The sequence below is a fragment of the Streptomyces sp. 71268 genome, assembly GCF_029392895.1.
Taxonomy (GTDB): Bacteria; Actinomycetota; Actinomycetes; order Streptomycetales; family Streptomycetaceae; genus Streptomyces.
On sequence record NZ_CP114200.1, the window covers coordinates 8,289,864 to 8,315,047 of the forward strand.

Sequence of the window (25,184 nt, forward strand, 5' to 3'; positions counted from 1 at the left end):
CCGTCAGTGAATGAGGTTGACCAGGATCAGGCAGGCGACCCCGGTACGGAACGCCACGACGCCGCGCCGGCGCGCCAGCAGCGCGTCGCCGTTCCGGACGAAGGACACGTACTGCCGCACCCGCAGGGCGGTCAGCGGCAACATGGCCAGCACGAACCACCACGGGGCCCAGCCCACCGCCGCGGCGGTCCCGGCCAGCAGCACGTCCGCCGCGCTCAACAGCCCGATGAAGCGGCGATTGCCCCGCTCGGAGGCGCGCACGGCCACGGTGCTGCGCCCGACCGCCGCGTCGCCCTCGATGTCCTTGGTGTTGGAGTACGCGGAGACCAGGATCTGCCACAGGCCGAACAGCACGCCCTCGACGAGCAGCAGCGCGGGCAGGTCACCGGCGACGAACCCGTACGGCGCGATGACGATGACCATCGGGCAGCCGGCGATGAGGAGTTCGCCCAGGCCGCGGTAGCTGAGCTTGAGCCCCCAGGAGTACTGCCAGCTCGAGAGGAGCACCAGGCCCGTGATGACCAGCGCCCAGGCCGGCTGGTGTTCGGCGGCGGCGGCCGATGCGGACCAGAACAGCGCGCCCCAGGCCAACGAGAGGTAGCCGAACCACTGGGCCTGCCGTAGGCGCAGGGCGCCGGTCAGCAGCGGCTTGCGCTGGAGCGGGCGCAGCTCGGTGCCGTCCTCGCTGAGGTAGTTCGCCGCGTCGCTGCCGTCCTGGTACCCGTTGACGTCGTCGAAGGCCATGACGGCCGAGACCACGCCGATCTCACCGAGCAGGAACAGGCCCAGCGTGAGCACGTCGTTCCCGGCGAGCCCGGAGCCGGCGACCAGCGCCGAGACGACCACGAGGACGCTGAGGTAGTAGTCGAGGACGAACTCGAACTTGGCCAGGCGGGCGAAGGCCGACAGACGTGAGGCGAACCCCCGGGCCGGCGAACCGGGGCCGGACGCGCCCTGGGCGCGCCGGGCCCCGGCGGCGGTGATCGCGTTCATGGACGGCCCGCCGAGCCTCAGCCGACCGTGAGCAGCTTGTCGGCTGCCCGAATGCCGGAGAGCATCGCGGCCTCGGAGATCGGCGAGGTGAAGTAGTCGCCGGCGAAGACCACCGGGGCGTGCTGGAGCCGGATGACCCGGGCCGACTTGCGGTAGCGGCCGGGCTCGGGCACCGGCATGGCCCACGGGCGCTCGGCGATCTCGAACGGCTCGGCGTCGGCGGGGAAGTCCGGCCACAGCGAGGTGACCAGCCGCGTGGTCTCGGCGAACTGCTCCTCGGTGGAGAGCTTGAGCAGCCTGCGGGTGGCGGCCCGGCCCGGGTAGACGAACGCGAGGTGCTTGTCGACCGGGCGCCCGTTCGCGTCCCGCACCTGGCGCGGGAAGGTGATGATCGTCTTGACCGGCGGGTCCTCGGCCCCGGCGGCCACGATGTGCGCCTCGGACGGCATGCTGGAGAAGTCCACCAGGTACGACACCGACAGCGCGGGCTCGTACTTCTGGGTGGCCAGGAAGTCCCGGGTGTCCTCGCCGACGATCTGGCGCGGCAGGGCGGCCGTCAGCTTGGCGGCGACCGGCGCCGGGGTGGCCATCACGACGTCGTCGAAGACCTCCTCGGTGAGCGTCCCGTCGGCGTCCCGGGCAGTGATGCGCACCTCGCCGTCGTTGACCTGAAGGTCGGTGACCTCGTTCTCCAGGCGGATCTCCGCGCCCTCCGCGTTCTTCTCGGCGATGATCTCCATGCCGCCCTTGAACACGTAGAACTTGGCGCCGGCGATCTGTGCCTGCATGGCCCGGACGTGGGCGGCCGAGATGTCCTCGCAGCGCCACAGCCAGAACGACTCGATCTCCGGCCGCAGCAGGTTGTCGAAGCCGCGCTGGGACATGCTCTTGAGGGCGTACTCCGCGGCATTGGTGCCATCGTCGTACTTGGCGAGCTTGACCGGGTCGAAAAGGTCGAGTTCCTTGCGCTTGAGCGTTTCCTTGAGGGTGGCGGTAAGGAATCCGATGCGGTCCCCGAGTTTCACGTGGGGGAAGGTGAAGAGACTCTTCATCGAGTCCGACAAAAGCTCGGCCGGCTTCCCGTTGTCCACCACGATCACGTTGTTCGACATTTCCGTGAGCTGATCCTCGAGGCCGTACTCGCGGATGCGCTCGAACATGATCTTGTAGAAGCTCGTGAACCACAGGTTGACGCCGACATCGGGCTCGATCTCCGGACGGTGCCAGGACCGTGCGCGCCCACCGAGACCGGCGGTGGTCTCGTAGATGACGACCTCCCGCCCGTTCTTCAACAGCTCCTTAGCGGCGGCGCAGCCAGCCATACCACCGCCGACGACGGCAGTCCTCTTGCGTCGAGCCATGCGTGTCGCACCTCCACAGAACAGGGTTGCTTCCGAGCTCTCGGAAAACGTAAATCCGTACGGGGGAGCGATAAATAGCAGGCAGCGGACAAGAGTTGGTAAGCAGACTCTTGCCATGACCGAGAAACGGCCGCGCTCGGCGCCGGGGGAGTAGCCTGTCTCTCCACGTACGCCAGCCGACCGTGCCCCGAATGAAGGGTTACGTCAGATGTTCGCCTCCCTGGCCCGCTTCACATCCGGTCGCAGCAGACTGGTGCTGTATCTCAGCGGAGTTCTGTTCGTCATCGCGGGAGCGCTGGGTGGTGGGGTCATCTCGAAGCTGTCGGCGGGTGGCTTCATCGACAGCTCCACGGAATCGGCCAGGGCCGCCGAGATCATGGACGAACGCTTCCACGCGGGCGCCCCCAATCTCACGCTCCTGATCACCGACGAGCGGGGCGTGGACGATCCGAAGGTGGCCGCGGCGGGCCGCGCCATCACCGCGCGGCTCGACGGGGAGAAGGACGTCGAGCACGCCGTTTCCTACTGGTCGCTGGGCAACGCCGAGTCACTGCGCGGCAAGGGCGGGGACCGCGCCCTGGTGCTGGCCCGCATCAACGGCGACGAGGACCAGATCCAGGACCGCTTCGACAAGCTGGAGTCGCGCTACGAGGGGCGGATCGAGGGCGTCGACGTCACCATCGGCGGCAGCGCGCTGGCGAACAAGGAGATCGTCGAGACCACCGAGAAGGACCTGCTCAAGATCGAGATGGTCACCTTCCCGATCCTGTTCGTGGTCATGCTCTTCGTCTTCCGCAGCGTGGTCGCCGCCCTGGTGCCGCTCCTGGTCAGCGGACTGACCATCGTCTCGGTGCTGCTGACGCTGCGTGTCCTGACGCTGTTCACCGAGGTGTCGGTGCTGGCCACCAACGTCGCCACCGGACTCGGGCTCGGGCTGGCCATCGACTACAGCCTCATCCTGATCAAGCGTTACCGCGAGGAGCTGGCGGGCGGCGCCGAGCCCGACGGGGCGATCGCCACGGCCCTGCGCACCGCCGGGCGCACCGTCGTCTTCTCCGCGGTCACCGTCGCCCTGGCCCTGGCCGCTCTCCTGGTGTTCCCGTTCTACTTCCTGCGCTCGTTCGCCTACGCGGGCATCCCCACCGCGCTGCTGGCCGCCGTCGTCTCGGTCACCTTCCTGCCGGCCCTGCTGAAGGCGCTCGGCCCGCGCATCGAGAAGGGCCGGGTGGGTCGCCGGAAGCTCCCTGTGGAGGAGGCGGCGGCGCGCGGCGAGGAGGTCGAGGGCTTCTGGCACCGGCTCGCCCTGACCGTGATGCGCTTCCCGGTACCGATCGCCACGGCCGTCATCGCCCTGCTGCTCTTCCTCGGGGCGCCGTTCCTGGACCTGAGGATGAGCCTGGCCGACGAGCGGGTGCTGCCGGCCAGCACGCAGTCGCGGGAGGTCGGCGAGACCATCCGGGCCGACTTCCGGGCCCAGGAGACGCAGGCCCTGAACGTCGTGCTCAGCGACACGCCCGCCAAGGGCGAGCGCGACATCACCGGCTACGCCAAGACGCTGTCCGGCCTGACCAACGTGGCCCGGGTCGACACGGAGGCCGGCACCTTCGCCGGCGGCCGACAGGTCGCCCCGCCGTCCCCGGCCGCCGACCGGTTCGGCGTCGCCGACAGCACGTACCTGTCGGTGGTGCCCAAGAGCCAGTCGCTGTCCGAGAAGGGCCGGCAGCTCGTTCAGGACATCCGCGCCGTCGACGCCCCGTACGACGTGCGGGTGGGCGGTCCGGCGGCGGAGCTGCACGACTCGATCACCTCGATGAACGACCGGCTGCCGCTGTCGCTCGTGGTCATCGCGCTCAGCTCGTTCGTCGTGCTGTTCCTGTTCACGGGCAGCATCGTGCTGCCGCTCAAGGCGCTGGTGCTCAACTGCCTGAGCCTGAGCGCCACGCTCGGCGTGCTGGTCTGGGGCTTCCAGGACGGCCACTTGGAAGGCATCGTCGGCGACTTCGTCGTCACCGACTCCATCACCTGGACGGTGCCGGTGCTGCTGTTCTGCATCGCCTTCGGCCTGTCCATGGACTACGAGGTCTTCCTGCTCTCCCGGATCAAGGAGGAGTACCAGCTCACCGGCGACAACACGAAGGCCGTCGCGCGCGGCCTGGAGCGCACCGGCTCGACCGTGACCGCCGCCGCGCTGCTGATCGCGATCGTGTTCCTCGGGTTCGTGATCTCCGGCATCGTCTACCTCAAGGCGATCGGCGTGGGGCTCGCCATCGCGGTCCTGATGGACGCCACGCTGGTGCGTGGCGCCCTGGTGCCCGCGTTCATGCGCCTGGCCGGCCGCGCCAACTGGTGGGCACCGGGCCCGCTGCGGGCGCTGCACGCCAAGATCGGCCTCAGCGAGGGCGATCACGCCGCGGGCGACCCGCGCCCCGAACCGCGGGACCGTAGCCGGGAGTCGGTGGGCCGGGACTGAGCCGGCCGACGGGCGGGCGGGCCCGGTGCGTCCGGGCCCGCCCGCCCCTCGCGTGCCGTGCCGGCGCCGACGGCTCAGCGCCCGGTCGGGCCCGCGTACAGCAGCCGGTTGGGCGAGCCCTTGCCGATGTTTTTGAGCACGCCCCGCGTCGCCGTGGAGGTGATGAGCTTCTTCGCCTCGGCCATGGTCAGATGCGGGTTGTCGCGCTTCGCGACGGCGAGGGTGCCGGCCGCCAGCGGGGCGGCGAACGAGGTGCCGTTCCACCCCTTGAGCACCTCGGTGTCGCTGCCCTCGCCCGCGCCGGAGACGCCGGCGCCCGGGGCGAAGGCGGTCACGCAGGAGCCGTAGCTGGAGGGGTTGGCGTCGGTGTTGCGGGCGTCGGTCTTGTTGGTGGCGCCCATGGTGATGGCGCGCGGGTCCTTCGGCGAGTTCTGGCAGTCGCCCTTGCCGAAGTTGCCCGCGATGAACACCACGAGCAGCCCCTTGTCGACCATCGCCTTGGCCGCGTCGTCCATCGCCCGGTCGACGATTCCGTCGCTGCTCTGGATGCTCATGTTGACCACCGACGACGCGGGCGCGTTCTTGGTCGTCCAGTTCATGCCGTCGAGGATTTCCTCGGTGGTCGCGCTGTTGTCGCAGCCGAGGATGCGCACGGCGCGTATCTTGGCCTTCTTCGCCACCCCGTAGGTTTTGCCCGCGATGTGACTGGCCACGAAGGTGCCGTGGCCGGCGCAGTCCCTGGTGCCGTTGCCGTCCTTGATGGCCGAGTAGACGCCCGTCGCCCGCCCCTCGAACTCCTTGTGGCTGGCCCGTATGCCCGAGTCCAACACGTACACCGGCACGCCGGACGCGTCGCCGGTGGGGGAGAACTTCGTGTTCAGCGGCAGCTTCCGCTGGTCGATGCGGTCCAGGTGCCAGGGCGCGCGCTGCTGCGTGGCCCGGGGCGCGGGGCGGCTCGCCGCGGCCGGGGCCGCCTCCTGCCGGTGGACGCGTACGGGCTGTACGTAGGCGACCGCCGGGTCGCGCCGCACCTCGTCGAGTGCGGCGTCGGACAGGTCGGCGGAGAAGCCGTGCAGCGTCTCGGTGTAGGAGCGGCGCACCGTGCCGCCCGCGTCCCGCGCGGTGGCCACCGGGCCGGCCAGCGCCCTGCTGGCCGAGGCCGTGGCACCGCTTCGGGCCGGCTTCTTGAGGACCACGACGTAGCGGCCGTCGACGGCGTCGGCCCCCGCGGCCTGGAGTGGCGCCAGCCGCTCGGACTTGCCCGTGGCGGCGCTGGCCGACCAGGTGAGGACGGTGCCGCCCGTCGCGACCAGCGCGAGGGCCAGGGAAGCGGCCAGGGTTGATCTCGCCATGGGGGTTTCTCCTGTGAGGGTAGTGGTCCGCGGTGGCACGTCCGCGGAGTCGGGCACTCGGTGTCGGGGGCAGGTGGGCAGGCGGAGCCGACAGTGCGTCGCGATGGGCGCGGCGGCACCGACCGGGCTGATGGTGTCGAACTCATGGCCCAAGAACAAGGAAGGCTGGCAACTTTGTTCGATCTTCGCGCGGGGCGCGCCGCGCGCGGCATGTCACAACCCACGCCGGTGGGGTCTCGCGAGCGTCGGCCGCGTGGTCCGCTCCCCGACGTGCGCCGACGGCTCGGTGTCGGCACGGCGAGCGGGTGACGGGCGTTGTCGGACGGGTGCCACAGGGGAGCGCGCGCCGGCGCACGCCGCGTCGTACGACCGACGGGACAACTCGGGCTGGGCGGCCGGCCTGGTCGAACGCGTCAGCGCCGGGCCCGTCATGACCTCGGCGACCGCGCTGCCGCCCCCGAACGCCTCGTCGCCAAAGCGGCCCCGGCGTAACCCCGACCCCCGCCCTCAGCCCAGCGCCACCGCGCCGGCCCACGCCGGGCGGTGGTCACCCGCTACCGGCGCCCGGGCTCCTCGCGGACCACCTCGCGCGGATCCGTGTCCTCACGCAGCCCGAGGAAACGCGGATGGCGCAGCATCCCGTCCCGGGTCCACTCGGTGAAGGCGACCTGGGCCACCAGTTCGGGGCGCACCCAGTGCGCCCGGCGCTCGCGCACCGCGTCGGCGAACGGCGACGTACCGCTGGCCAGCTCCCCAAGCCGCGCGCTCAGCCTCCGCAGCACGGCCTCGGTGTACCCCGTGCCGACCTTGCCCGCGTACCGCAGCCGGCCGTGCGCGTGGTAGCCGAGCAACAGCGCGCCGAACCCGGTCCTGCTGCCCGACGGTTCGGTGAAGCCGCCGATGACGAACTCCTGCCCGCGCGAGCACTTCAGCTTCAGCCAGTCGGGTGACCTGCGCGGTACGTAACCGCCCTGCGCCCGCTTGGCGATCAGGCCCTCCCAGCCCCAGGCACAGGCCTGGTCGAGCAGGTCCTGGCCGCCCTCGTTGCGGTGCGGGGTCAGCCGTAGCGGCTCCCCGAACGTCAGGGCCCGGCGCAGCAGCGACTTGCGGACCCGCAGCGGCAGCCGCGTGGTCCGGAACCCGTCCAGCGCCAGCAGGTCGAACAGGTAGTACGTGACGGCGACGCCGGTGGCCCGGGCGCGGCGGGGATCGGTGAGCCCCATGCGCTGCTGGAGCCGGGCGAAGTCGGTGCGCCCGCGCCAGAGGGCGACCACCTCGCCGTCCACGGTGAAGTCCGCGCACGGCTGCGCCGACAGCGCCTCGATCAGTTCGGGATAGGTGCCACCCAGGTCCTGCCCGCTGCGCGAGAACAGCCGCGCCTCGCCGCCCGCCTCGCGTACGGCCAGCGCCCGCACCCCGTCGAGCTTGCGCTCGAAGAGCCACCCGTCGCCGAACGTCCGCAGATCGCTGAGCTGGGCCAGCATCGGCCGCGTCGCCAGCTCACGGCCCGGCGGCGCGACCGACAACAACTCCCGCTGCGCGGCGGGCAGCCCGGCCAGCAGATCGCTCATCTTCGCGCGCCCCCACCCGCCGGCCGCTCCCGCTCCGCCACCTGTCGCAGGGTGCGCCCGGTGCGCGCCGAGCGGGCGCGGGCCGGGTCCGGCGTGCCACGCCGCCGGGCGGAGCCCGCCCGGCCCTCCTTGACCAGCAGCCAGGACTCCCGCTCGCCGTCGCCACCGCGGAAGCGGGTGAGCGCGAAGCCGCCACACAGCTTGCCCCCGTCGAGGTGGAACGAGACGTGCCCGCGCGCCAACGCGTCGGCGAAGGGCACGGGCCGGTTCCGCCTGTCGTGGGTGAGCGGACGGTAGGTGCCCTCGTCCCAGACGATCACGGTGCCCGCCCCGTACTCGCCCTCCGCGATGACGCCCTCGAAGTCGCGGTACTCCAGCGGATGGTCCTCCGTGGGCATGGCGAGCCGCTTGTCCTCCGGGTTGGTCGACGGGCCCTTCGGCACGGACCAGGACTTGAGCACGCCATCCACCTCCAGGCGGAAGTCGAAGTGCAGGGTGCTCGCGTCGTGGATCTGGACGACGAAGCACGGGGCGGCGGTACCGGAGGGGCCCGCGTCGCCGCGCGGCTCGGTGGTCCGGTCGAAGTGGCGCTTGCGCCGGTAGGTCTCCAGCGGATGGCCGCGGCTCATGGCGTCCCGTGCCTCACGCGGACAGCGCGGGCCCGTTCCCCTCGGTCGCGGCCCAGGCCAGTTGCCGACGCGCCGCGCTCAGTGCCGCCTCTATCTCGCGCGTCCCGGTCGTCACACACAGCGTGTAGACCACGTCCTCCATGCGACGGCGCTCGTGCCCGTCGTGGGCGGCGGCGCACCGCGCGCGCAGCGCCTCGTACCGGTCGATGAGCTCGCGCAGCACCGAGGGGTGTGCCATCAGCATCGTGGATCTCCTTGTCGCCGTGCGCGCCGCCCGCGGGTCGGGGCGGCCCCGGGCGGCGACTTCTGACCATGGTGCCGGTGAGCGGGCCACCCCGCACGGCGAGAGCCCGTCCCGGCCTGGTGGCGGGGACGGGCTCGGCCACGAGAGTGAACGGGCCCGGCGGCGGGGCGTCGGATGTGCGGCCGCACGCGGCCCGGAAGGTGGGTGTCGGAGGACGGGGGAGTGGGGGAAGGGCTCGGGCGCGGGGTACCACCCCGCGCCCGAGCGAGGACGGCGGGGGCCGGCGCCCGAGCCCACCACTCGCGGACGCCCGCCCTCGCCTCGATGGTCTCAGCGGTCGCTGGAGAGCGCGTCGATCAGTTCGCCGGCCTTGGCGTCGGGCAGTGCCCTCGCCGCGTCGGCCAGCGAGACGATGCCCACCAGGTCGTGCCCGTCGATGACCGGCAGCCGGCGCACCTTGTGCGCCTTCATCGTGGCGAGCACCTCTTCGACGCTGTCGTCGGCGCCGATGGTCACCGCCTCACCCTGGGCCAGCTCGCCGGCCTTCGTGCTCTGCGGGTCCTTGCCCGCACCGAGTACCTTGACCACGATGTCGCGGTCCGTGAGCACGCCCTTGAGCTTGTTGTCCGTGCCACAGATGGGCAGCGCCCCCACGCCCAGCGTGGTCAGCTTCTGGGCACCTGCCAGGACGCTCTCGTCAGCGCCCACGCACGTCGCGTCGGGGGTCATGATGTCGCGAGCCGTAGCCACAGTCGGTCACCACCATCTCGCTCTGTCGAGCGCGTCGGGATTGGGAACGACGTCCGGGTGCCCGAGTGGATGCGGAACAAACAGCGATCGTTCAGATGATGAGTCCGCCGGGGGTGCCAGGGCGCTTTCCGGGTGGCGCGCCCCGCAGGCCCGGCGCGGCGCCCGGCCTGGCCCTACGGCCCTCGCCGAGCCCGCACCGACAGGGTCCCGCGCTCCCAGCCGTCGACCGGCCCTACGGCCGCTCGCCCACGCCCGTCGCCAACTCGCCGAACCTGCCACCCGCGACGCGGCCGGCGAGCGGCGGGGTCGGGGCTCCGACGGGGTCCCGCAGCCCACGCAGCAACTCCCCGAGCGCCTGCGTGGAGCTGTACCGGGGAACCCAGTCGAGTTCGGCCGCGGCCCGGCCGGTGTCCATGACGGGCAGTCGCAGCACCGTACGGAGCAGGCCCGGCGTGGCCGGCACGAGGTGCAGCCGCCACAGCGCGGACACGGCCGCCGTCGCGACGGCGGCCGGCACCCGCACCACGCGGGCGCCCAGCACCTTCCCCAACAGGCGGGCGTCGACCACCGGGTCCGCCGCGATGTTGAACGCGCCGCGCACCGGCCGCAGCACCGCCTGCGCGAACGCCGCCGCCGCGTCATCGGTGTGCAGCACCTGGAAGCGCAGCCCGGGCAGGTTCGGCACCACGGGCACGATGCCGGGGCGCACCAGCTTTCCGGGTACGAAGGGGCCCGCGAAGAGCCTGCGTTGCTCGGGCGCGGCCGAGCGCTGGAAGACGAACCCCGGCCGCATCCGCACCACGCGCATGTCGGGGTGGTCCCGCTCGAAGGAGTCCAGGGCCCGCTCCACGTACGCCTTCTCCCGTGGGTAGGCCGCCTCGGGCCAGCCGTGGGTGGGCCACTCCTCGGACACGGCCCGGTCCTTGGGGCCGGGCGAGTAGGCGCCGACCGACGAGGAGTAGACCAGCGCGGGAACGCGCGCGATGGCCGCGGCCTCGAAGACGCGCAGGCTGCCGAGCACATTGGTCCGCCAGGTGGTCACCGGGTCGTGGGTCGGCTGGAACAGCCAGGCCAGGTGCACCACCGCGGCGGCGCCCCGAAAGTGCTCGGCGAGTTCCTCGGGCCGCCCCTCGCCGACGTCGTGGCCGAGCCAACGCGTCTTCGGCGGCGACCAGTCGGGGACCCGGCGCGCCACGCCCAGGATCGAACCGATCCGCGGGTCATCGCTCAGCGCTCGGATCAGACCGGTGCCGATGTTGCCGGTGGCCCCGACGACCACCACGTCCAGGGGGCGCTCGTCGGGCGGGTTGGGCTTGGCCATGGCGCGGTTCCTTCCGAGGTCCACGGGCGTGACGCCCCGGGTTGCCCGCGCGGCGGGAGGATAAACGTGCTGCTCGGGCAGTCGTTTGTCGGCTGTCCGCCGGCTGTCAGCCGGTGGAGTCCGCCGCGTCGCCGGCGTCGTCGTCCTCGGAGTGGTGTTCCGGTCCTGCCGGGTCGCTGGCCTGCCGCTGGGCGTGCGGGCTGGGTGTCAGGGTGTCCCCGGCCGTGCTGTCGCGCCGGGCGGCACGCTCGTCCGTGACGTCCGTCTCCGCGTCCTCGGCCTCTCGCGCCACTTCCTCTGCCGCCGACTCGGTTGGCTCACGCTTGGGCACTGTTCATTCCTCCTCCCGGGGCGCGCCGGGCGCGTCCCCTGTGTCCGGTCGTACGCCGCTGACCGCCCGGGGTCATCCCGGGTGCTCGGGCACCTCGGGCTCGTCCTCCGGGCGCTGGCCGACCCGGTCGTCCTCGGACCGCGGCGGCCGTCCCGAAGCGTCGGTATCCGCCTCTGGTACCTCGACCCTGGGCGGCAGGTCCGGCGTCAGCTGGGCCTCGTCCGCCTGCTTGGGCTCTACCTGTTCCGGCCGGGTCGCCGCGCCGGTCTCCTCCGGCTCGGTCTGCCGCTGCTCTGCTTGAGGCTGCTCTGTGGGACGCATGGGCCCCGGGTACCCCATGATCCCGACCCGACTCCTCGCGCACGCTCCCAGCCGCCTGTACGCCGTACACCCACCGCCCACCGTCACCGGTCGCCCGGCGGGCGACCGGGCAGGTCGTAAGCCCGCGCCGGCGAGGGCCGAGGTTTGCCGGCCGGTCACCCTGGGGACCCGCCGTGGCCTAGGCAGCAGTGCCGCCGGAGTACGTCACGCCCACCGCTTTGGAGTGATCATGAGGGCCCTGACCTGGCACGGCAAGCGCGACGTGCGGGTGGACACCGTCCCCGACCCGCGCATCACCGAGCCGACCGACATCATCGTCCGCGTCACCTCAAGCGGCATCTGCGGGTCCGACCTCCACCTCTACGAGGTCCTCGGCCCCTACCTGGAGCCCGGCGACATCCTCGGCCACGAGCCCATGGGCATCGTCGAGGAAGTGGGCTCCGAGGTCACCGCGGTAGCGCCGGGCGACCGGGTGGTCATCCCGTTCAACGTCTCGTGCGGCACCTGCTGGATGTGTGGCCAGGGCCTGCACTCGCAGTGCGAGACCACCCAGGTGCGCGAGCGCGGCATGGGCGCGTCGCTGTTCGGCTACACCAAGCTGTACGGGCAGGTGCCGGGCGGCCAGGCCGAGTTGCTGCGCGTGCCGTTCGGGAACACGCTGCCCGTCAAGGTGCCGCACGGCCCGCCGGACGACCGGTTCGTCTACCTCTCCGACGTCCTGCCCACCGCGTGGCAGGCGGTGGAGTACGCCGACGTCACCCCGGGCGGCAGCGTCACCGTGCTGGGCCTCGGCCCGATCGGCGACATGGCCACCCGGATCGCGCTGCACCGGGGCGCGAGCCAGGTGATCGGCGTGGACCTGGTCCCCGAACGCCTGGCCAGGGCCCGTGCGCACGGCGTGCACACCCTCGACCTGACCACGTACGGCAAGGACCTGGGGGACGAGGTGCGCCGGCTGACGGACGGGCGGGGCACGGACGCGGTCATCGAGGCCGTGGGCATGGAGGCGCACGGAACCGCCCCGATCAAGGCCGCCCAGCAACTCGTGGGAAGGCTGCCCAGCAAGATCGGCCAACGGGTCATGGGCCGCGCGGGCATGGACAGCATGGCGGCCTTCAACCTGGCCGTCGACGTCGTACGCCGCGGCGGCACGATCTCCCTCAGTGGCGTCTACGGCGGGGCCATGGACCCGGTACCGATGATGACCCTCTTCGACAAGCAGATCCAGCTCCGCATGGGCCAGGCCAACGTCAAGCGCTGGGTCCCGGACATCCTGCCGCTCCTCGACGAGGCCGACGTGCTCGGCGTGGACGACTTCGCCACCCACCGGCTGCCGCTGGAGCAGGCCCCGGACGCCTACCGCACGTTCCAGGCCAAGGAAGACGGCATGATCAAGACGCTGCTGACCCTCTGAGTACGCGTCACCACCGGCGACACCCCCGCGCGGCCCGCCCCCGCCGTCCCGCGCGGGGGTGTCGCCGCACCTCGCGGTGGCGCCGCGTCGAACCAGCGCCACCCCTCAACTCCGCGTCAGCGCTCCGGCGCGAGCGTGAGGGCCAATGCGGCCTGCGTGTCCGCGCTGGCACCCCGCTCGAAGGCGGCCTCGTACGCCACGTCCCCGGCGGCGGCCCGCGCCGCGCGCTCGAACTCCTCGCGTACCGCCCGCACCTCCAGGGTTCCCTGCTCGGCATCGCCCACCGTGCGCCAGTACGCCTGGCCCACCCCGTACACCAACGCGGCCTGCTCACCGTCGCCCTGCGCCGCGATCGCGGCCGCCAGCAGGTCGAGCCCCAGCGCGATGCCGAAGCTGTCGCCCATCTGCTCCTTGCCCGACAGCATCGCCCGCGCGTGCTCCGCCGCCTCCCGGGGCTGGTTGGACAACAGGGCTATCAGGGCGAGCTGGTGTTCCACGTACGCCCGCGTCCAGTACTCGCCGATCTCCGCACAGCCCGCGCGCAACCGCAGCGCCTCCGACCTGGCCTCGGGCAACCTGCCGACCGCGGTGAGCGCGAAGACGTGCGCCAGGTGACAGCGCAGCCGGGAGGCCGAGTCGAAGGGTTGGCCCGGGATGCTGGCCAGCGCGTGGCCGGTCAGTACCCGCGCGGTGAGCGGTTCGCCGCGCAGCAGCGAGCTGAGCCCGGCGAGGTAGGCGGCCGCCAGCCGCGCCTCGTCGTCGCGGCTGTCCCGGGCGGCGATCGCGCACCGGTCGCTGATCTCGCGGGCTGCGGTGTACTCGCCCTGGAGCGTGAGCGTCACGCCCAGCGCCCACAGCCCCCGGGTGCGCTCCTGGCTCGGCGCCTGACACAGCGCCAGGGCGCGCTCCAGATAGTCGCGCGCCTGACGCAGACGGCCGCAGCAGCTCCAGAAGTAGCCCACCAGGCCCGCCAGTTCGAGCGCCTGGATCGGACGGGTGACCAGCAGGTGGTCCAGGGCGGCGCACAACTCGGTGTGGGCGTGCGAGATCCGGCCGTACCAGCTCACCTGGTCGATGCTCAGCCACCCGGCCTCGGCCTGGCGCGCGAGCCCGAGGAAGTGCTCGGCGTGCCGGTCGGCCAGCACGGTGTCCTCGCCGGCCGCCCGCAGCCACTCGGCGCCGTACTCGCGCAGCGTGTCCAGTATCCGGTAGCCGTCACCGTCCCGGCTCAGCACCGACTTGACGAGCAGCCCGCCGAGCGCGCCCCGCACCGCGTCGGCCGGCAGTTGACCGTCCGAGCACACCGCGTGCACCCACGCCGCGTCGAACCGGTCACGGAAGACGGAGAGCCGCGCCCACAGCAGCCGCTCCGTCGGCGTGCAGAGCCCGTGGCTCCAGCCGATGGCGGTCCGCAGCGTCTGGTGCCGCTGCGGCCACACGCGCTCGCTGTGTTCCAGCACGTCCAACCGGGAGACAAGCCGGTCGTGAAGGTCGGCGACCGAACGCCGGGTCACCTGCGCGGCGGCCAGCTCCAGCGACAGCGGGATGCCCTCCAGACGTTGGCACAGGGCGCGGGCCGCCGCCCGCTCCTCGGCCGCCTCGAAGGAGCACCCGGGCGCCGCGACCTTGGCCCGTTGCGTGAACAACGCCAACGCGTCCGGGCCGTCCGGAGCCAACGGGGGGACGGCGATGACCCGTTCGCGCGGCAGCTCCAGCGGCTGCCTGCTGGTGACGAGCAGGGTCAGCCCGGGGGCGGTCATCAACAGGTCGCCCACCAGGTGCCGGCACGGCTCGACCAGGTGCTCACACGAGTCGAGCACCAGCAGGAGCCGCTTGTCGCCCAGCCATTCGCACAGATCCTCGACCGGTATGCCGGGCGTGTGGTCCAACAGGTCCACCGCGTCGGAGACCGTGGCGAGCAGGAGCCTGTCGCCGTCCAGCGGCGACAGGTCGGCCCACCACACCCCATCGGGGTAGTGCGGCGCCGCGTGCGCGGCAGCGCGCAGCGCCAGTCTCGTCTTGCCCACGCCGCCGGCGCCGGTCAGCGTCACCAACCGCTCGCTGCCGAGCGCCGCCGCCAGCCGGGCCAGTTCGACCTTGCGTCCTACGAAGCTGGTCGTCTCTTCGGGAATGTGCCCCACCACGCGCACATTCTGACCCAAGCCGTGCCCCGAACGGCAACCGTGCCAACGCGCTTGACGGAGCACGGCGCACACCTGGTGGCGTGCACGGCAGACGGTGTGCCCCGTGGCGCGGGGCCGGCCAACAGCGCCTCGGGGAGAGCCGAAGAACGACCCGTTTGCCGCACAACAGTCCTCCTGCGCGGGTGGCGCTTCGGACACCCGGACGAATGCGCACACCGGATCACGAGCGCGCCACGGCCCCCACGCCGACGCGCGCTCGGGCGCCCGAGCACGCACTCCCCGGCACCGAACCGGAACGCTGCCCGGGGCCGCCATACCCCGTCTGACCGCGAGGAACGGGCCGCCACCCGACCCGAGCCGAGCGGTTCCGACCCGCAACCGGAACCCCTGAGCGAGGACGATCTCCCACCCCGCGCGCCGAGCCCCGGCGCCCGGCCGCGCGCCGGCCCGGCCCCCTGACCTACGGGTGGCGGGGAGCGGTCCAGGCCCCCGGTCGGACCGCCGGGGGGCTCCCCCCGGCGGCGCGTGAACGACCCGTCTCAGCCGCTTCGGCGCGCGCCCCGACGCGCGGTACGGGGCGCCGGGAGGCGCGATGAGGACGCCGCCGGCGTACGGGAGCGTTCGCACGGCGCACGCGCGGGCCACACGCCCGATTCGCGCCTGCGCGCCGTCCGCACGAACCGCGCATCCGTACGCTCCGTACCGCCGTGCGCCCGCGTGTGCCCGTGCGGGCGCGGGAGTGAGGTGGGGGTGAGGGAGGTGGGCGCGTGGCGCGCGATCGCACCGGGAAGCCTCGCGCGGTCAGCCGGTCAGCCGGTCAGCCGGTCAGCCGGTCAGCCGGTCAGCCGGTCAGGGGGCGCCATCGGTCTTCCTGTTGCAGGCCGAGCCGGCTTCCCCACACCAGCGCTCCGTCGATGAGGCCGGGTGTGTCCCGCACGGCCAGGGCCGGGGCTTCGAGCATGTCGGCGGCGTCTTCCAGGTAGGTGACCAGGGTGTCGAGCTCCTCGTCGGGGCCCTCGCGGTAGCGGGACCAGCGGCCCAGGTAGCCCGTGGTGGTGTCCAGGTACAGGCCCGAGGTGCGGTCCGTCGCGCCGTGGGAGACCACGGGAACCCAGGCGGACCGCCAACCGACGAACCGGTCCTCGGCGGGGCGTTGGGCGTTGAGGGTGTCCTGCCACGCCTGGGCGTCCATCTGGGACCGGTGGAAGTCAGCCACCTCCTCCAGGGGCATCAGGGCCTGGTTGCCGGGCAGCCACCCGGCGCCGTCGACCCCGTCGTCACCCGCCGTCAGCGCCCACAGGGTGCGCAGCTCGACGGGGAGTTGGAGCTCCAGGTCGGCTTCGAGGGTGGCTATGGCGGCGGGAGAGGCGCCGGCGCGCAGCGCGGCCAGGGAGCGCGGGGCGTTGTGCTGGAGCCAGTGGGTGACGCGGTGCCAGACGTCGGCGATCTGGCGCACCACGAGCGCGTCGTCGGCGGGGCTGGTCGGCCGCGCGCGCTCCTCGGGTTCGTCAGCGTCCTGGGCGGGTGCGGTGGGCGCTGAGGGTGGGATCGGGTTGACGTAGCGGATCTGGATGCGGTCCGGCTCGCGCAGGTAGCCGACGGACAGGGCCGGGCAGTCCTCGAACAGGTCGCCCTCGACCGTCACGGTGAGGATGCCGGGCAGGCTGGAAGGGTGACCCATGTCCGGCGTCTCGGCCAACTGACCGGCCAGGACCCGCAGGGCGTAGGGGACGCCGGCTCCGAGGTGGGTGGCCGTGTCGTGGATGTGCGGGGGAACCTCGACGCTGACGTTCATGGGCCTGATGCTCCTTGCCGGTCGGAAGCGGGGCGGCGGGCCCACAGTAGGACGCGCCCGCACCACCGGCCGGGGCGGCCCGGGTCGGCCAACCCACTGCGGCCTGTGCCGTGTTCACCCTGCCCCTCGGGCGTTAGGCTGGTGGGCATGGAGTGCTTCGCCGCCTGGCGTACCCGCCGCTGAGATCCCGGCTTCGCCCACCGTTCCACGTCGAGGGTGGGCCGGCCGACGCCGTTGTGACCGGTAACCGGATCTCAGCCCGAAAGGCGCACTCCCATGCTCGTTCGCGCGTTCAACCAACCCGACCTGGCACCACTGACCGCACTGACCATCGAGACGTTCCGCCCGTTCCACGAAGAGGTCTTCCGCCCGTTGATGGGCGAGGCCGTCTCCGCCGTCGAGTACGGCGACTGGCGCGAGGGCTACCGCGAGCAGGTGGCCGGGCTCCACGCCCCCGACCGTCACGCCCATGTCGCCGTCGCGGAGATCGACGGTGACATCGCGGGATACGTGGCCTGGAACGTCGACCCGGCCCGCAGGAAGGCCGTCGTCACGATCCTGGCCGTCGCGGCCCACCATCGCCGGCGCCGCGTCGGCGCCACCCTGTGCGAGCACGCCTTCGCGCGGATGCGGGCCCTTGGCGCCCAGGTGGTCGAGATCGGCACCGGGGGTGACCCCTTCCACGCGCCCGCCCGGGCCCTCTACGAGGAACTGGGGTGCACCGCGCTCCCCGTCGCGGTCTACTACCGACCGCTCTGAGCCGCCCGCCCCCCGCGCCACCGGGCCGCGCGGGTGGGGGCCCGGTGCCGGCCGCCCAGCCGGGCCGGCACCGGGCCGCGTGGTCAGCGCAGGGTGGCGTCAGCGGTCGTGACGCCGAAGCTGACGGTCGTCGCGTCCTGGCGCAGACGGCGCAGCCCCGCCTTCTCCAGGACCCGCACCGAGGCGGGGTTGGTCAGCTCCACGGTGGCGTGCACCGTGTGCACACCCGGCGCCGTGAGGGCGAACGCCACCAGGGCCCGGGCCGCCTCGGCGGCGTAACCCCGGTTGCGGCGGGAGGCGACGACGCCGTACCCGAATTCAAGGCTTCCCTCCGTGGGCGGCCAGAACAAGCCGATGGCGCCAACCACCAGGCCGGTCTCACGCTCGATGATCTGGCGTTGGCCGTAGCGGCCCCGGCTGTCGGGGTGGGTGGTGACGTAACCGGCGATGACACGGTCCCCCTCGCCGGGGAAGTCATCGGCCCAGTGTGCGCGGCGCGCCCCGTCGACGACCGCGGTGAGGTCGTCGGCGGGCCACTGCCGCAGCACGAGGCGGTCGGTGTGCAGGTCCGATCCGGTCGCCGGCGGCTCGGCGGAGGAACCGGAAGGACGAGCGGCACGAGAGGAACGAGCGGGGTTGGAAGACATGTGAGGCTCCTGGTCAGTGGTGTTGACCGGGTCGCTCACCTGTCGCGGCGACCCGGATCCGGGCATGCTGATGAGGCTGCTGGCCGAGCCATATTCATCAACCCCCTGCTCGTCGCGGGCCGTTCGTCGCGGGCGGCGCGCACGGGGCCGCCGCCGTTGACCGTCGAGTACGTGGCGGAGCCTAGCAAGCACCCGATCAGGCGCCGCACCTCGGTGCTGGTCAGGGCGCTCGCCGCGGCGCACCGCTGGCTAGCGCGGGTCTGGGAGCCGCAGCGCGAGCATGGCGATGTCGTCGCGACCGGTCTGCGCGGGGTGGGCCAGCAGCACGTCACAGAAGACGTCGAGGGGCTCGTGGGCGAGGGTGGCCGCGTGCCGGCGCAGTCGCTCCAACCCCTGGTCGAGGTCCTCGTCCGGTCGCTCGACCAGGCCGTCGGTGTACAGCAACAGGGTGCAGCCGCGGGGCAGGGGGTGCACGCTGCTCTTGCGCGGCTCGTCCGGGAACAGGCCGCCGAGCAGCACGTCCTGCGCGTCGTCCAGGAAGCGCGCCACGCCCTCCCGGGTGACCAACAGAGGTGGAGGGTGGCCGGCGACGGAGTAGTTCAACTGCCACGGCCCACCCGTCGGGCCCTCCACGCGTGCCAGGACGCAGGTGGTGGTGGACTCCTGGGGGCTCAGGACCAAGGTGTTGACGTCCAGTCGGCGCAGGATGTCGCCCGGCGGCTCCTCCCGGTCGACGGCCAGCGCGCGCAGCATGTTGCGGGTGCGGCTCATGGTGACGGCGGCGTCCAGGTCGTGGCCCGCCACGTCGCCGATGATGAGCACGGTGGCACCGTCCCGCAGCACGAACGAGTCGTACCAGTCACCACCCACCTCGGCCGCCGTGGGGCTGGCCAGGTAGCGGGCGGTGATGGCCAGGTCGGGCACCTTCGGCGGCGGGGTGAGCAGGCTGTGTTGCAGGGCCCGGGCGACCTGTTGGGTGCGCTGGAGTTGCAGGGCCCGACTGAGGGGTGCGTGCGCCCGCTCGATCAACTCCCGCATCAGGTCGCGGTCGGCCGGCGACAGCGGATCCCGGTCGCCGCAGACGTACGCCGCGACCACGGCCACCACCTCGCCGTCGACCAGCACCGGCAGCAGCGCTCCGCTGTGCGCGCCGATGCGGTTCAACCAGGCCACGGTGCCCGGCGCGGCGAAGTCGGGCGGCACGGCGCCGGGCGGGAACGTGGCGTGCAGCGGCTGCCGTTCGCACACCACCCGCGCCATCGCGTGCCGCGCGCCGATGACCTCCTCGCTGCGCAGCGGCGGCCCCGGCGGCAGGCCCGGGCGCGCGACGGCCGCGCCCCGCTCCACCGCCAGCGGGCCGGCGTCGGGCCCGCGCTCGGGGCCGGAGAACTCGCTGAGCAGGTAGATGCCGCACTCGTCGGCGAGCGCGGGGACCAGGACCGAACCGAGCACCGTGAACGCCTCACGGGCGGTGGGCGACTCCGTCACGGCGCGCGAGGCGCGCCGGATGAGCGAGCTGCGCCGCTCGGCGAGCCAGCGCTCCTCGATGTCGGTGCAGGCGCTCACCCACTCCCGCACCCGCCCGCCCTCGCGCACCGGCACCGCGTGCAGCTCGCAGTGGCGGTAGCCGCCGTCCGCCTGGCGTAGCCGGAACGCGTACTGGAACACCTCCGGCACCTCGGCGACGGCGCGGCGCCACGAGCGGGCCAGTTCGTCGCGGTCGTCGGGGTGGGCGCTGTCCAGCCAGCCGCTGCCCCGGAAGGCCTCCGGGGGCTGTCCTGTGGTGCGCTCCCAGGCCGGGCTGTGCTCGATGACCTGCCCCTGGCTGTCGCTCACCCACACCTGCTGGGTGAGCGCCGTGGTCAGTGACTCGTAGCGCAGCAGGGCCCGGCGCCGCTCCTCGGCCAGCACCCGGGTCTGCTCCGCCGCCGTCACCTGTTCGGTCTCCTCCACCACGACCAGCAGCAGGCCGGGCTCGCGGTCGGCCAGCTCGATCCGGGAGGCGCTGAACGACAGGTACCGCTGGGTGGCCCGCGCGGCATCCGCCGGGGCGGCGTGGCTCGCGCCGCCCACGGTGAAGGGGATGGCGGACGCCCGCGCGGTCCGGCCGGTGTGGAACGCGTCCTCCAGCAGATCCAGGTCCGCCTGCTCCCGCAGGTCGGCGAAGAGCTCGCGCAGCGGCATGCCCAGCGGCCGCTCGCCGAAGATCTCGTGGTACGCCTGGTTCGTGTACGCCAGGACCAGCCGGTCGCCGCGGTAGACCGCCACCCCGACCGGCGCCGTGTCAAAGACGTCCAGTGGCAGCCCACTGGATGCGATCTTCTCTTCATTTCGGCGCAAAGGCGACATATTTGTATGATGCGCCATGATCGCTACGACCGTCACGGAGGGTGCGTGCCGCGCCGCCGCGTGGCGCGCGCCCGGGCGCGCCGGGGCTCCGGAAGCCCGATGACGGGTCAGGAGGCGCTGGTCGCGAACGCGTCCACGCCCGTCAGCTCGGCCGACAGCACCCACAGCCGCGCCGCCTGCCCCGGGTCCACGGCGTAGCCGCGCACCCCGCCGCTCATCGGCGCCGCGTCGTCACCGCACACCTCGGCGATGTCGCAGTCCTCGCAGTAGACGCCGCCCAGGCCCGCCAGGAGCGGGGAGGTGGCCGCCCACACCTGGGTCGCCGCACCCTGCTCGGGCGTCTTGAAGCTCTCGGCCGGGGTGCCCGCCTCGTCGATCCAGCCCCGGTCGAGCATCTCCTGCCGCGTCATGTGGCGCTGGAGCGGGGTGAGGATGGCGCCGGGGTGCAGCGCGAAGGCCCGTACGCCCGCGTCGCGACCGCGCGCGTCGAGGTGCACGGCCAGCAGGACGTTGGCCGTCTTCGCCTGCCCGTACGCCAGCCACCTGTCGTAGCCGCGGGTGAAGTGCGGGTCGTCCCAGCGGATGTCCGACAGGTGGTGGCCCGCGGACGACACCGACACCACGCGCCCGCCGCCGGCGGCCAGCGCCGGCCACAGGTGGTTCACGAGCGCGAAGTGGCCCAGGTGGTTGGTGGCGAACTGGGCCTCCCAGCCCGGGCCGACCCGCGTCTCCGGGCAGGCCATGACCGCGGCGTTGTTGACGAGGACGTCCACGGGTCGCCCCGACGCCAGCACGCGCTCGGCGAACGCGCGCACGCTCGCCAGGTCGGCCAGGTCCAGTTCGTCGACCTCGACACCGTCGACGCCGGCGAGGGCCCGCTCGGCGACGGCGCGCCGCCGGGCGGGCACGATCACCCGCGCGCCGGCGCCGGTCAGGGCGCGCGTCGTCTCGCGGCCGAGGCCCGAGTAGCCGCCGGTGACGATGGCGAGGGTGCCGGTGAGGTCGATGCCGCGCAGGACGTCGTCGGTGGTGCTGCGGGAGTGGAAGCCCGATCCGATGCCGCGTTGAGGTGTTGTCGTCATGGACCGCACGCTATGCGTGTGAGTGCGCTCCAAGGCAAGCGGCGGGCCCGGTGGGTGTGCCGGGCGCCTACGCGTGCAGCGGGATCTCGTAGTGCACCGTGCCGCACCCCGGGCCGTGCTCGCCGGTGGTCCTGGCGTCGAAGACTTCTTTGGCGACGCTGTCCCAAAAGCCCTGCGCGCCGGGCACGTTGACGTTGGTGTGCAGGTAGACGCAGTCGTACCCCGCGGTCGCGGCGGCGAAGGCGCACGCCCGGCGGACCATGGCCCGCGCCAGCCCGTGCCTGCGGTGCTCCGCGGCCACGTACACGCGCACGAGTTGGGCGGTGGAGCCGGTGGGGTAGCGCTCGGCGAGCCAGCGCGGGTGGGGTGGGTGGGCCGGGCCGCGGGAGAGCACGCCGGTGGTTCCCACCACCGCCCCGTCGAGGGTGGCCACCAGGAGCAGGTGGCGCGGGTCGGCCAGGTAGGTGCCCTCGATGTCGACGACGTCCGCGTGCCAGGCGGGCACGTAGCCGTAGCCGAACTCGCGGTAGAAGGTGTCCAGCATGACCCGTCGGGCGCCTTCCGCGTCCTCGGGCCGGGCCGCGCGCAGCTCGTAGGGGCCCACGCGGTGGGGGGTGGTGTCGCGATGCATGGCGCACAGCCTACACCCGTTATGAAAACCATTATCAACAGTGTCGGGGGGTGGAGCATCGCCCACCGCCCCGGGCGACGCGGGTCGTCCGGGGCGGCGTGGAGCGGGGCACGGCGCCGGGTCAGTCGGCCCCGAGCGCGTTGTCCACCAACCGCAGCGCCGCCCTGGCCTGCGCGTCGGCCGCGTCGCCCGTCATCCGCAGCGTGTAGACCGCGGCGGTCGCGGCGCGCGAGCCGTCGGGTCGCACACCGCTCTCGGAGACCGTGCCCAGGTGCGTGCCGCCGTGGAACCAGATCCCGTCCGAGCTGCCGCGCGCCGGCCGCCAGGCCACACCGAGCCCGTAGCGGACCCCGCGCGCGGCGATCCAGTCCGGCGCCGGCACCGTCTTCCGCATCGCGGCCAGTTGTGCCGGTCGCAGCAGTCGCCCGCCGAACAGCGCGCGCCAGAACGTGGCCAGCTCGCGGGGTGTGCTGATCAGCGAGCCGTCGGCGTAGCCGCCGAAGGCCAGCGTCGTGTCCGTCAGCTCGCGCTCGCCGGGGAAGGCCGTGTACGCGGTGGCCGTTGGCTGGGGCACGTACGGCGAGGTGCCCGGGGTCAGGGTGTGGCGCAGGCCCAGCGGCTCGATGACGCGCTCGTGCACCTCCTGAGCCCAGGAGTGCCCCGTCACCCGCTCGATGACCAGGCCCGCGAGGACGTAGTTGGTGTTGGAGTAGGACCAGCGTCGCTCGCCGGCCGGGTCGTCGGCGTCGGGCAGCCACCCGGGCGGCTGACTGAGGGCCGCCGCCACCTGCTGACGGGGTGTCTGGTGGGAGAACCGCTCCGCGCGGTAGCCGGCGGGCGTCGGGGGCTCGCCGCCGCCCGAGGCCGCCAGGTAGTCGGCCAGGCCGCTGGTGTGCCGCAGCAGGTTGGCCAGGGTGACGCGACGCCCGTCGTTGCCGTTGCCCCGCACCAGACCCGGCAGCCAGCGCTCGACCGGGTCGGTGAGCGCCAACCTGCCCTCCCCGACGAGTTGCAGGGTGACCGTGGCCGTGAACGGCTTGGTGTCGCTGCCGATCCGGTAGTACGCGTCCCACGGCATCGGGCGACCCGTCGCCAGGTCGGCGGTGCCGGCCCGGGCCGCCGCGCGCCCACCCGCCGTCTGCACCTCGGCCAGCACGCCGGTGGCGCCCGTGGCCCGGACGGCCGCCACGTCGCGCTGGAGGGCCGCGTCGTGCCGGGCCCGCTCCGCCCGGCCCCGGCCGCCCCGGCGGCGTCGCTCGTCCGCGGCGGTCGCCGCCACCGGGGCGGCGCCGACCAGCAGCGCGGCAGCGGCGGCGGACACCCCGGCGCGCCGGCTGAACGCCGGCCGCGCCGCGCTCACCGCCCGCTCCCGGCCGGGAGGCAGGTCTGGTCGGTGGCCGGCAGCGTGCCGCCCCGCAGGTAGTCGTTGACGGCCCGGTCGGCGCACGGCACGGGGCGCAGGCCCTCGCCGCCGCGCCCGTACACGCCGTGCGAACGGATCTCGGCGGTGATCAGACGCGAGCCGGTCAGCCTGCGGTGCAACGCCAACGCGCCCTCGTAGGGCACGTTGTTGTCGCGCCGGGCCTGGAGCATGAGGACGGGCACGTCGTTGCCGATCGCGGTGCCCGGCTCGGCGGGCGCGGTACGCCAGAACGCGCATGGGGCGATCATGCCGTTGACGAGCGGCCCGAAGACCGGCTGGGTGGCGCGGCTGAGTTGCGTGTTCCGCCAGTAGGTGGCGGGCTCCGTGGGCCAGCCACCCGCCGGCCAGCCGCCGTCGCCGCACATGAACAGCGCTCCGCCCACCATGCTGTCGGCGAGGTCGGGGGAGCGGAGCAGTTCGAGGAGGCCCGCCAGCTCGGGGCCCGGCTCGGTCAGCTCGCCGGCGTCGGCCGCGACCAGGTCCCGTACGACGCCGGCCAGCGCCGCGTCGTGCTCCTGGTGCTGGATGAGTTGGCGCAGCAGCAACCGGATGAGCGGGGCGTCCAGCCGCTGGCCGTCGACGCGTACGGGGCGCCGCTCGGCGTGGTCGAGCAGCCGCCGCACGCTGGCGCGGACCGCCGCGCCCGTGGTGCCGAGCCGGTAGGTGGCGTCCCGCCGCGCGGCCCAGCCCGCCCACTCGTCGAGCGCCTCCTCCAGCGGCTCGCCCGCCCGCTGGAACAGCTCGTACTGGGTGGCCGCCGGGTCGGTCGAGGAGTCGATGACGACGCGGTCGGAGCGGCGCGGGAACATCTGGGTGAACACGGCGCCCAGGTCGGCGCCGTAGGAGACGCCGAAGTACGACAGCCTGCGCTCGCCGAGCGCGGCCCGGATGACGTCCATGTCGCGGGCGACGTTACGGGTGGAGGCGTGCGGCAGCAGCGTCGCGTTGTCGCCGTGTTCCCCGCAGCGGCGGGCGGTGTCCCGGGCCGAGCGCACGGTGGCCTCGAAGTCCTGGCGCGGGCTGGTCGTGTCGCCGGGCGGGACGGGCGGCGAGGCCGGCGCGCAGGAGATGGGGGTGCTCTCGCCGAGGAAGCGCGGGTCGAAGCCGATGAGGTCGTAGCGGTCCGCCTCCTCCCCCAGGGTGGGTCGCAGGGACAGCGGGTAGGCCAAGCCGGTGCCGCCCGGTCCGCCGGGGTTGGCCAACAGGATGCCGCGCCGCTCGTGCCGGTCCTTGGCCCCGATCCGGGAGATGGCCACCTGGATCGTCCGGCCGCCCGGATCGGCGTAGTCGAGCGGCACGCGCACCCGTGCGCACTCGGCTCCGGCCGCGCGCAGCTCCTCCTGCTGGGCCGAGCAGGGCCCCCAGTCGAGGCGTTGGTGCCGGTAGGCGGCGCCGGTGGCGGCGGGCGCGTGCTGGGCGGAGGTGACCGTGGGCGCGGACCGGGTCGGCTGGTGTGCCAACGCGGGTACGGCCCCCGCGAGTAAGCCGGTCAGGCCGAGTCCGGCGGCGACTGTCGACGCGATGCGCATCGTGCTCCTTCGGGGCGAAGTGGACCGTTGTCGATCACGTGGTGACGACCCGAAAGACGCTAGGAGCG

At 73.3% G+C, this 25,184-nt stretch carries 21 protein-coding genes; 3 read left to right on the top strand and 18 right to left on the bottom strand.

The window, feature by feature from the left end; translation table 11 throughout:
• Positions 1-3: 3 nt before the first annotated feature.
• Together OYE22_RS32985 and OYE22_RS32990 are read right to left on the bottom strand one after the other, a co-directional pair.
• Complete coding sequence (locus OYE22_RS32985) at positions 4-993, bottom strand: UbiA family prenyltransferase (RefSeq protein WP_277323864.1); 990 nt, start codon at positions 991-993, stop codon at positions 4-6.
• 17 nt (positions 994-1,010) lie between these two features.
• Positions 1,011-2,354 carry an FAD-dependent oxidoreductase gene (locus OYE22_RS32990; RefSeq protein WP_277323865.1) on the bottom strand — a complete coding sequence of 448 codons (1,344 nt, stop codon included), beginning with the start codon at positions 2,352-2,354 and terminating at the stop codon, positions 1,011-1,013.
• A 208-nt stretch (positions 2,355-2,562) separates the two neighbouring features.
• Here OYE22_RS32990 and OYE22_RS32995 point away from each other — a divergent pair, with 208 nt between their 5' ends.
• Positions 2,563-4,824 carry an MMPL family transporter gene (locus OYE22_RS32995; RefSeq protein ID WP_277323866.1) on the top strand — a complete coding sequence of 754 codons (2,262 nt, stop codon included), beginning with the start codon at positions 2,563-2,565 and terminating at the stop codon, positions 4,822-4,824.
• A 74-nt stretch (positions 4,825-4,898) separates the two neighbouring features.
• Here the strand turns inward: OYE22_RS32995 and OYE22_RS33000 are convergent, their stop codons facing one another.
• The 8 genes from OYE22_RS33000 to OYE22_RS33035 form a co-directional block, all read right to left on the bottom strand.
• Positions 4,899-6,176 (bottom strand): S8 family peptidase, encoded by a 1,278-nt coding sequence (locus OYE22_RS33000; protein ID WP_277323867.1) that lies wholly within the window; start codon positions 6,174-6,176, stop codon positions 4,899-4,901.
• Positions 6,177-6,730: 554 nt separating this feature from the next.
• Positions 6,731-7,747: a non-homologous end-joining DNA ligase gene (gene ligD / locus OYE22_RS33005; protein WP_277323868.1), complete on the bottom strand. Its 1,017-nt coding sequence runs from the start codon at positions 7,745-7,747 to the stop codon at positions 6,731-6,733.
• Complete coding sequence (locus OYE22_RS33010) at positions 7,744-8,376, bottom strand: DNA polymerase ligase N-terminal domain-containing protein (protein WP_277323869.1); 633 nt, start codon at positions 8,374-8,376, stop codon at positions 7,744-7,746. The genes ligD and OYE22_RS33010 overlap by 4 nt, the downstream gene beginning before the upstream one ends.
• A 13-nt stretch (positions 8,377-8,389) precedes the next feature.
• On the bottom strand, positions 8,390-8,620 hold the full coding sequence (locus OYE22_RS33015; protein WP_277323870.1) for a DUF5133 domain-containing protein: 231 nt from the start codon (positions 8,618-8,620) through the stop codon (positions 8,390-8,392).
• Between the two features lie 330 nt (positions 8,621-8,950).
• The gene (locus tag OYE22_RS33020; RefSeq protein WP_277323871.1) at positions 8,951-9,370 is read right to left on the bottom strand and encodes a CBS domain-containing protein; all 420 of its coding nucleotides are present in this window, start codon (positions 9,368-9,370) and stop codon (positions 8,951-8,953) included.
• Positions 9,371-9,602: 232 nt separating this feature from the next.
• Positions 9,603-10,691 (bottom strand): NAD-dependent epimerase/dehydratase family protein, encoded by a 1,089-nt coding sequence (locus OYE22_RS33025; RefSeq protein WP_277323872.1) that lies wholly within the window; start codon positions 10,689-10,691, stop codon positions 9,603-9,605.
• A 106-nt stretch (positions 10,692-10,797) separates the two neighbouring features.
• Entirely contained in the window at positions 10,798-11,022 is a 225-nt protein-coding gene (locus tag OYE22_RS33030) for a hypothetical protein (RefSeq protein WP_277323873.1), read from the bottom strand.
• Positions 11,023-11,094: 72 nt separating this feature from the next.
• On the bottom strand, positions 11,095-11,343 hold the full coding sequence (locus OYE22_RS33035) for a hypothetical protein (protein ID WP_277323874.1): 249 nt from the start codon (positions 11,341-11,343) through the stop codon (positions 11,095-11,097).
• A 229-nt stretch (positions 11,344-11,572) separates the two neighbouring features.
• Between OYE22_RS33035 and OYE22_RS33040 the strand changes: the two genes are divergently transcribed.
• Positions 11,573-12,757, top strand: coding sequence for a zinc-dependent alcohol dehydrogenase (locus OYE22_RS33040; protein ID WP_277323875.1), 1,185 nt, complete (start codon positions 11,573-11,575; stop codon positions 12,755-12,757).
• A 116-nt stretch (positions 12,758-12,873) separates the two neighbouring features.
• Here the strand turns inward: OYE22_RS33040 and OYE22_RS33045 are convergent, their stop codons facing one another.
• Both OYE22_RS33045 and OYE22_RS33050 read right to left on the bottom strand, forming a co-directional pair.
• A complete protein-coding gene (locus tag OYE22_RS33045; protein WP_277323876.1) occupies positions 12,874-14,901 on the bottom strand; it encodes an NB-ARC domain-containing protein in 2,028 nt (675 codons plus the stop codon).
• An 841-nt stretch (positions 14,902-15,742) separates the two neighbouring features.
• The gene (locus OYE22_RS33050) at positions 15,743-16,696 is read right to left on the bottom strand and encodes an SMI1/KNR4 family protein (protein WP_277323877.1); all 954 of its coding nucleotides are present in this window, start codon (positions 16,694-16,696) and stop codon (positions 15,743-15,745) included.
• A 276-nt stretch (positions 16,697-16,972) separates the two neighbouring features.
• Here OYE22_RS33050 and OYE22_RS33055 point away from each other — a divergent pair, with 276 nt between their 5' ends.
• A complete protein-coding gene (locus OYE22_RS33055) occupies positions 16,973-17,455 on the top strand; it encodes a GNAT family N-acetyltransferase (protein WP_277323878.1) in 483 nt (160 codons plus the stop codon).
• Positions 17,456-17,538: 83 nt separating this feature from the next.
• On the opposite strand, the gene OYE22_RS33060 is transcribed toward OYE22_RS33055, so the two are convergent.
• The 6 genes from OYE22_RS33060 to OYE22_RS33085 form a co-directional block, all read right to left on the bottom strand.
• Entirely contained in the window at positions 17,539-18,102 is a 564-nt protein-coding gene (locus OYE22_RS33060) for a GNAT family N-acetyltransferase (RefSeq protein WP_277323879.1), read from the bottom strand.
• Positions 18,103-18,351: 249 nt separating this feature from the next.
• A complete protein-coding gene (locus OYE22_RS33065; protein WP_277323880.1) occupies positions 18,352-20,451 on the bottom strand; it encodes a SpoIIE family protein phosphatase in 2,100 nt (699 codons plus the stop codon).
• Positions 20,452-20,558: 107 nt separating this feature from the next.
• The gene (locus OYE22_RS33070; protein WP_277323881.1) at positions 20,559-21,533 is read right to left on the bottom strand and encodes an SDR family NAD(P)-dependent oxidoreductase; all 975 of its coding nucleotides are present in this window, start codon (positions 21,531-21,533) and stop codon (positions 20,559-20,561) included.
• A 67-nt stretch (positions 21,534-21,600) separates the two neighbouring features.
• Entirely contained in the window at positions 21,601-22,164 is a 564-nt protein-coding gene (locus tag OYE22_RS33075) for a GNAT family N-acetyltransferase (RefSeq protein ID WP_277323882.1), read from the bottom strand.
• 121 nt (positions 22,165-22,285) lie between these two features.
• The gene (locus tag OYE22_RS33080) at positions 22,286-23,524 is read right to left on the bottom strand and encodes a serine hydrolase domain-containing protein (RefSeq protein WP_277323883.1); all 1,239 of its coding nucleotides are present in this window, start codon (positions 23,522-23,524) and stop codon (positions 22,286-22,288) included.
• Positions 23,521-25,116 carry an alpha/beta hydrolase gene (locus OYE22_RS33085; protein ID WP_277323884.1) on the bottom strand — a complete coding sequence of 532 codons (1,596 nt, stop codon included), beginning with the start codon at positions 25,114-25,116 and terminating at the stop codon, positions 23,521-23,523. The genes OYE22_RS33080 and OYE22_RS33085 overlap by 4 nt, the downstream gene beginning before the upstream one ends.
• Positions 25,117-25,184: the final 68 nt, after the last annotated feature.

Bases quoted from the DNA above. Each gene is read 5' to 3' on its own strand.
- OYE22_RS32985 (WP_277323864.1), bottom strand. From the start codon at position 993: ATGAACGCGATCACCGCCGCCGGGGCCCGGCGCGCCCAGGGCGCGTCC.
- OYE22_RS32990 (WP_277323865.1), bottom strand. From the start codon at position 2,354: ATGGCTCGACGCAAGAGGACTGCCGTCGTCGGCGGTGGTATGGCTGGC.
- OYE22_RS32995 (WP_277323866.1), top strand. From the start codon at position 2,563: ATGTTCGCCTCCCTGGCCCGCTTCACATCCGGTCGCAGCAGACTGGTG.
- OYE22_RS33000 (WP_277323867.1), bottom strand. From the start codon at position 6,176: ATGGCGAGATCAACCCTGGCCGCTTCCCTGGCCCTCGCGCTGGTCGCG.
- ligD (WP_277323868.1), bottom strand. From the start codon at position 7,747: ATGAGCGATCTGCTGGCCGGGCTGCCCGCCGCGCAGCGGGAGTTGTTG.
- OYE22_RS33010 (WP_277323869.1), bottom strand. From the start codon at position 8,376: ATGAGCCGCGGCCATCCGCTGGAGACCTACCGGCGCAAGCGCCACTTC.
- OYE22_RS33015 (WP_277323870.1), bottom strand. From the start codon at position 8,620: ATGCTGATGGCACACCCCTCGGTGCTGCGCGAGCTCATCGACCGGTAC.
- OYE22_RS33025 (WP_277323872.1), bottom strand. From the start codon at position 10,691: ATGGCCAAGCCCAACCCGCCCGACGAGCGCCCCCTGGACGTGGTGGTC.
- OYE22_RS33035 (WP_277323874.1), bottom strand. From the start codon at position 11,343: ATGCGTCCCACAGAGCAGCCTCAAGCAGAGCAGCGGCAGACCGAGCCG.
- OYE22_RS33040 (WP_277323875.1), top strand. From the start codon at position 11,573: ATGAGGGCCCTGACCTGGCACGGCAAGCGCGACGTGCGGGTGGACACC.
- OYE22_RS33050 (WP_277323877.1), bottom strand. From the start codon at position 16,696: ATGAACGTCAGCGTCGAGGTTCCCCCGCACATCCACGACACGGCCACC.
- OYE22_RS33055 (WP_277323878.1), top strand. From the start codon at position 16,973: ATGCTCGTTCGCGCGTTCAACCAACCCGACCTGGCACCACTGACCGCA.
- OYE22_RS33060 (WP_277323879.1), bottom strand. From the start codon at position 18,102: ATGTCTTCCAACCCCGCTCGTTCCTCTCGTGCCGCTCGTCCTTCCGGT.
- OYE22_RS33065 (WP_277323880.1), bottom strand. From the start codon at position 20,451: ATGTCGCCTTTGCGCCGAAATGAAGAGAAGATCGCATCCAGTGGGCTG.
- OYE22_RS33070 (WP_277323881.1), bottom strand. From the start codon at position 21,533: ATGACGACAACACCTCAACGCGGCATCGGATCGGGCTTCCACTCCCGC.
- OYE22_RS33075 (WP_277323882.1), bottom strand. From the start codon at position 22,164: ATGCATCGCGACACCACCCCCCACCGCGTGGGCCCCTACGAGCTGCGC.
- OYE22_RS33085 (WP_277323884.1), bottom strand. From the start codon at position 25,116: ATGCGCATCGCGTCGACAGTCGCCGCCGGACTCGGCCTGACCGGCTTA.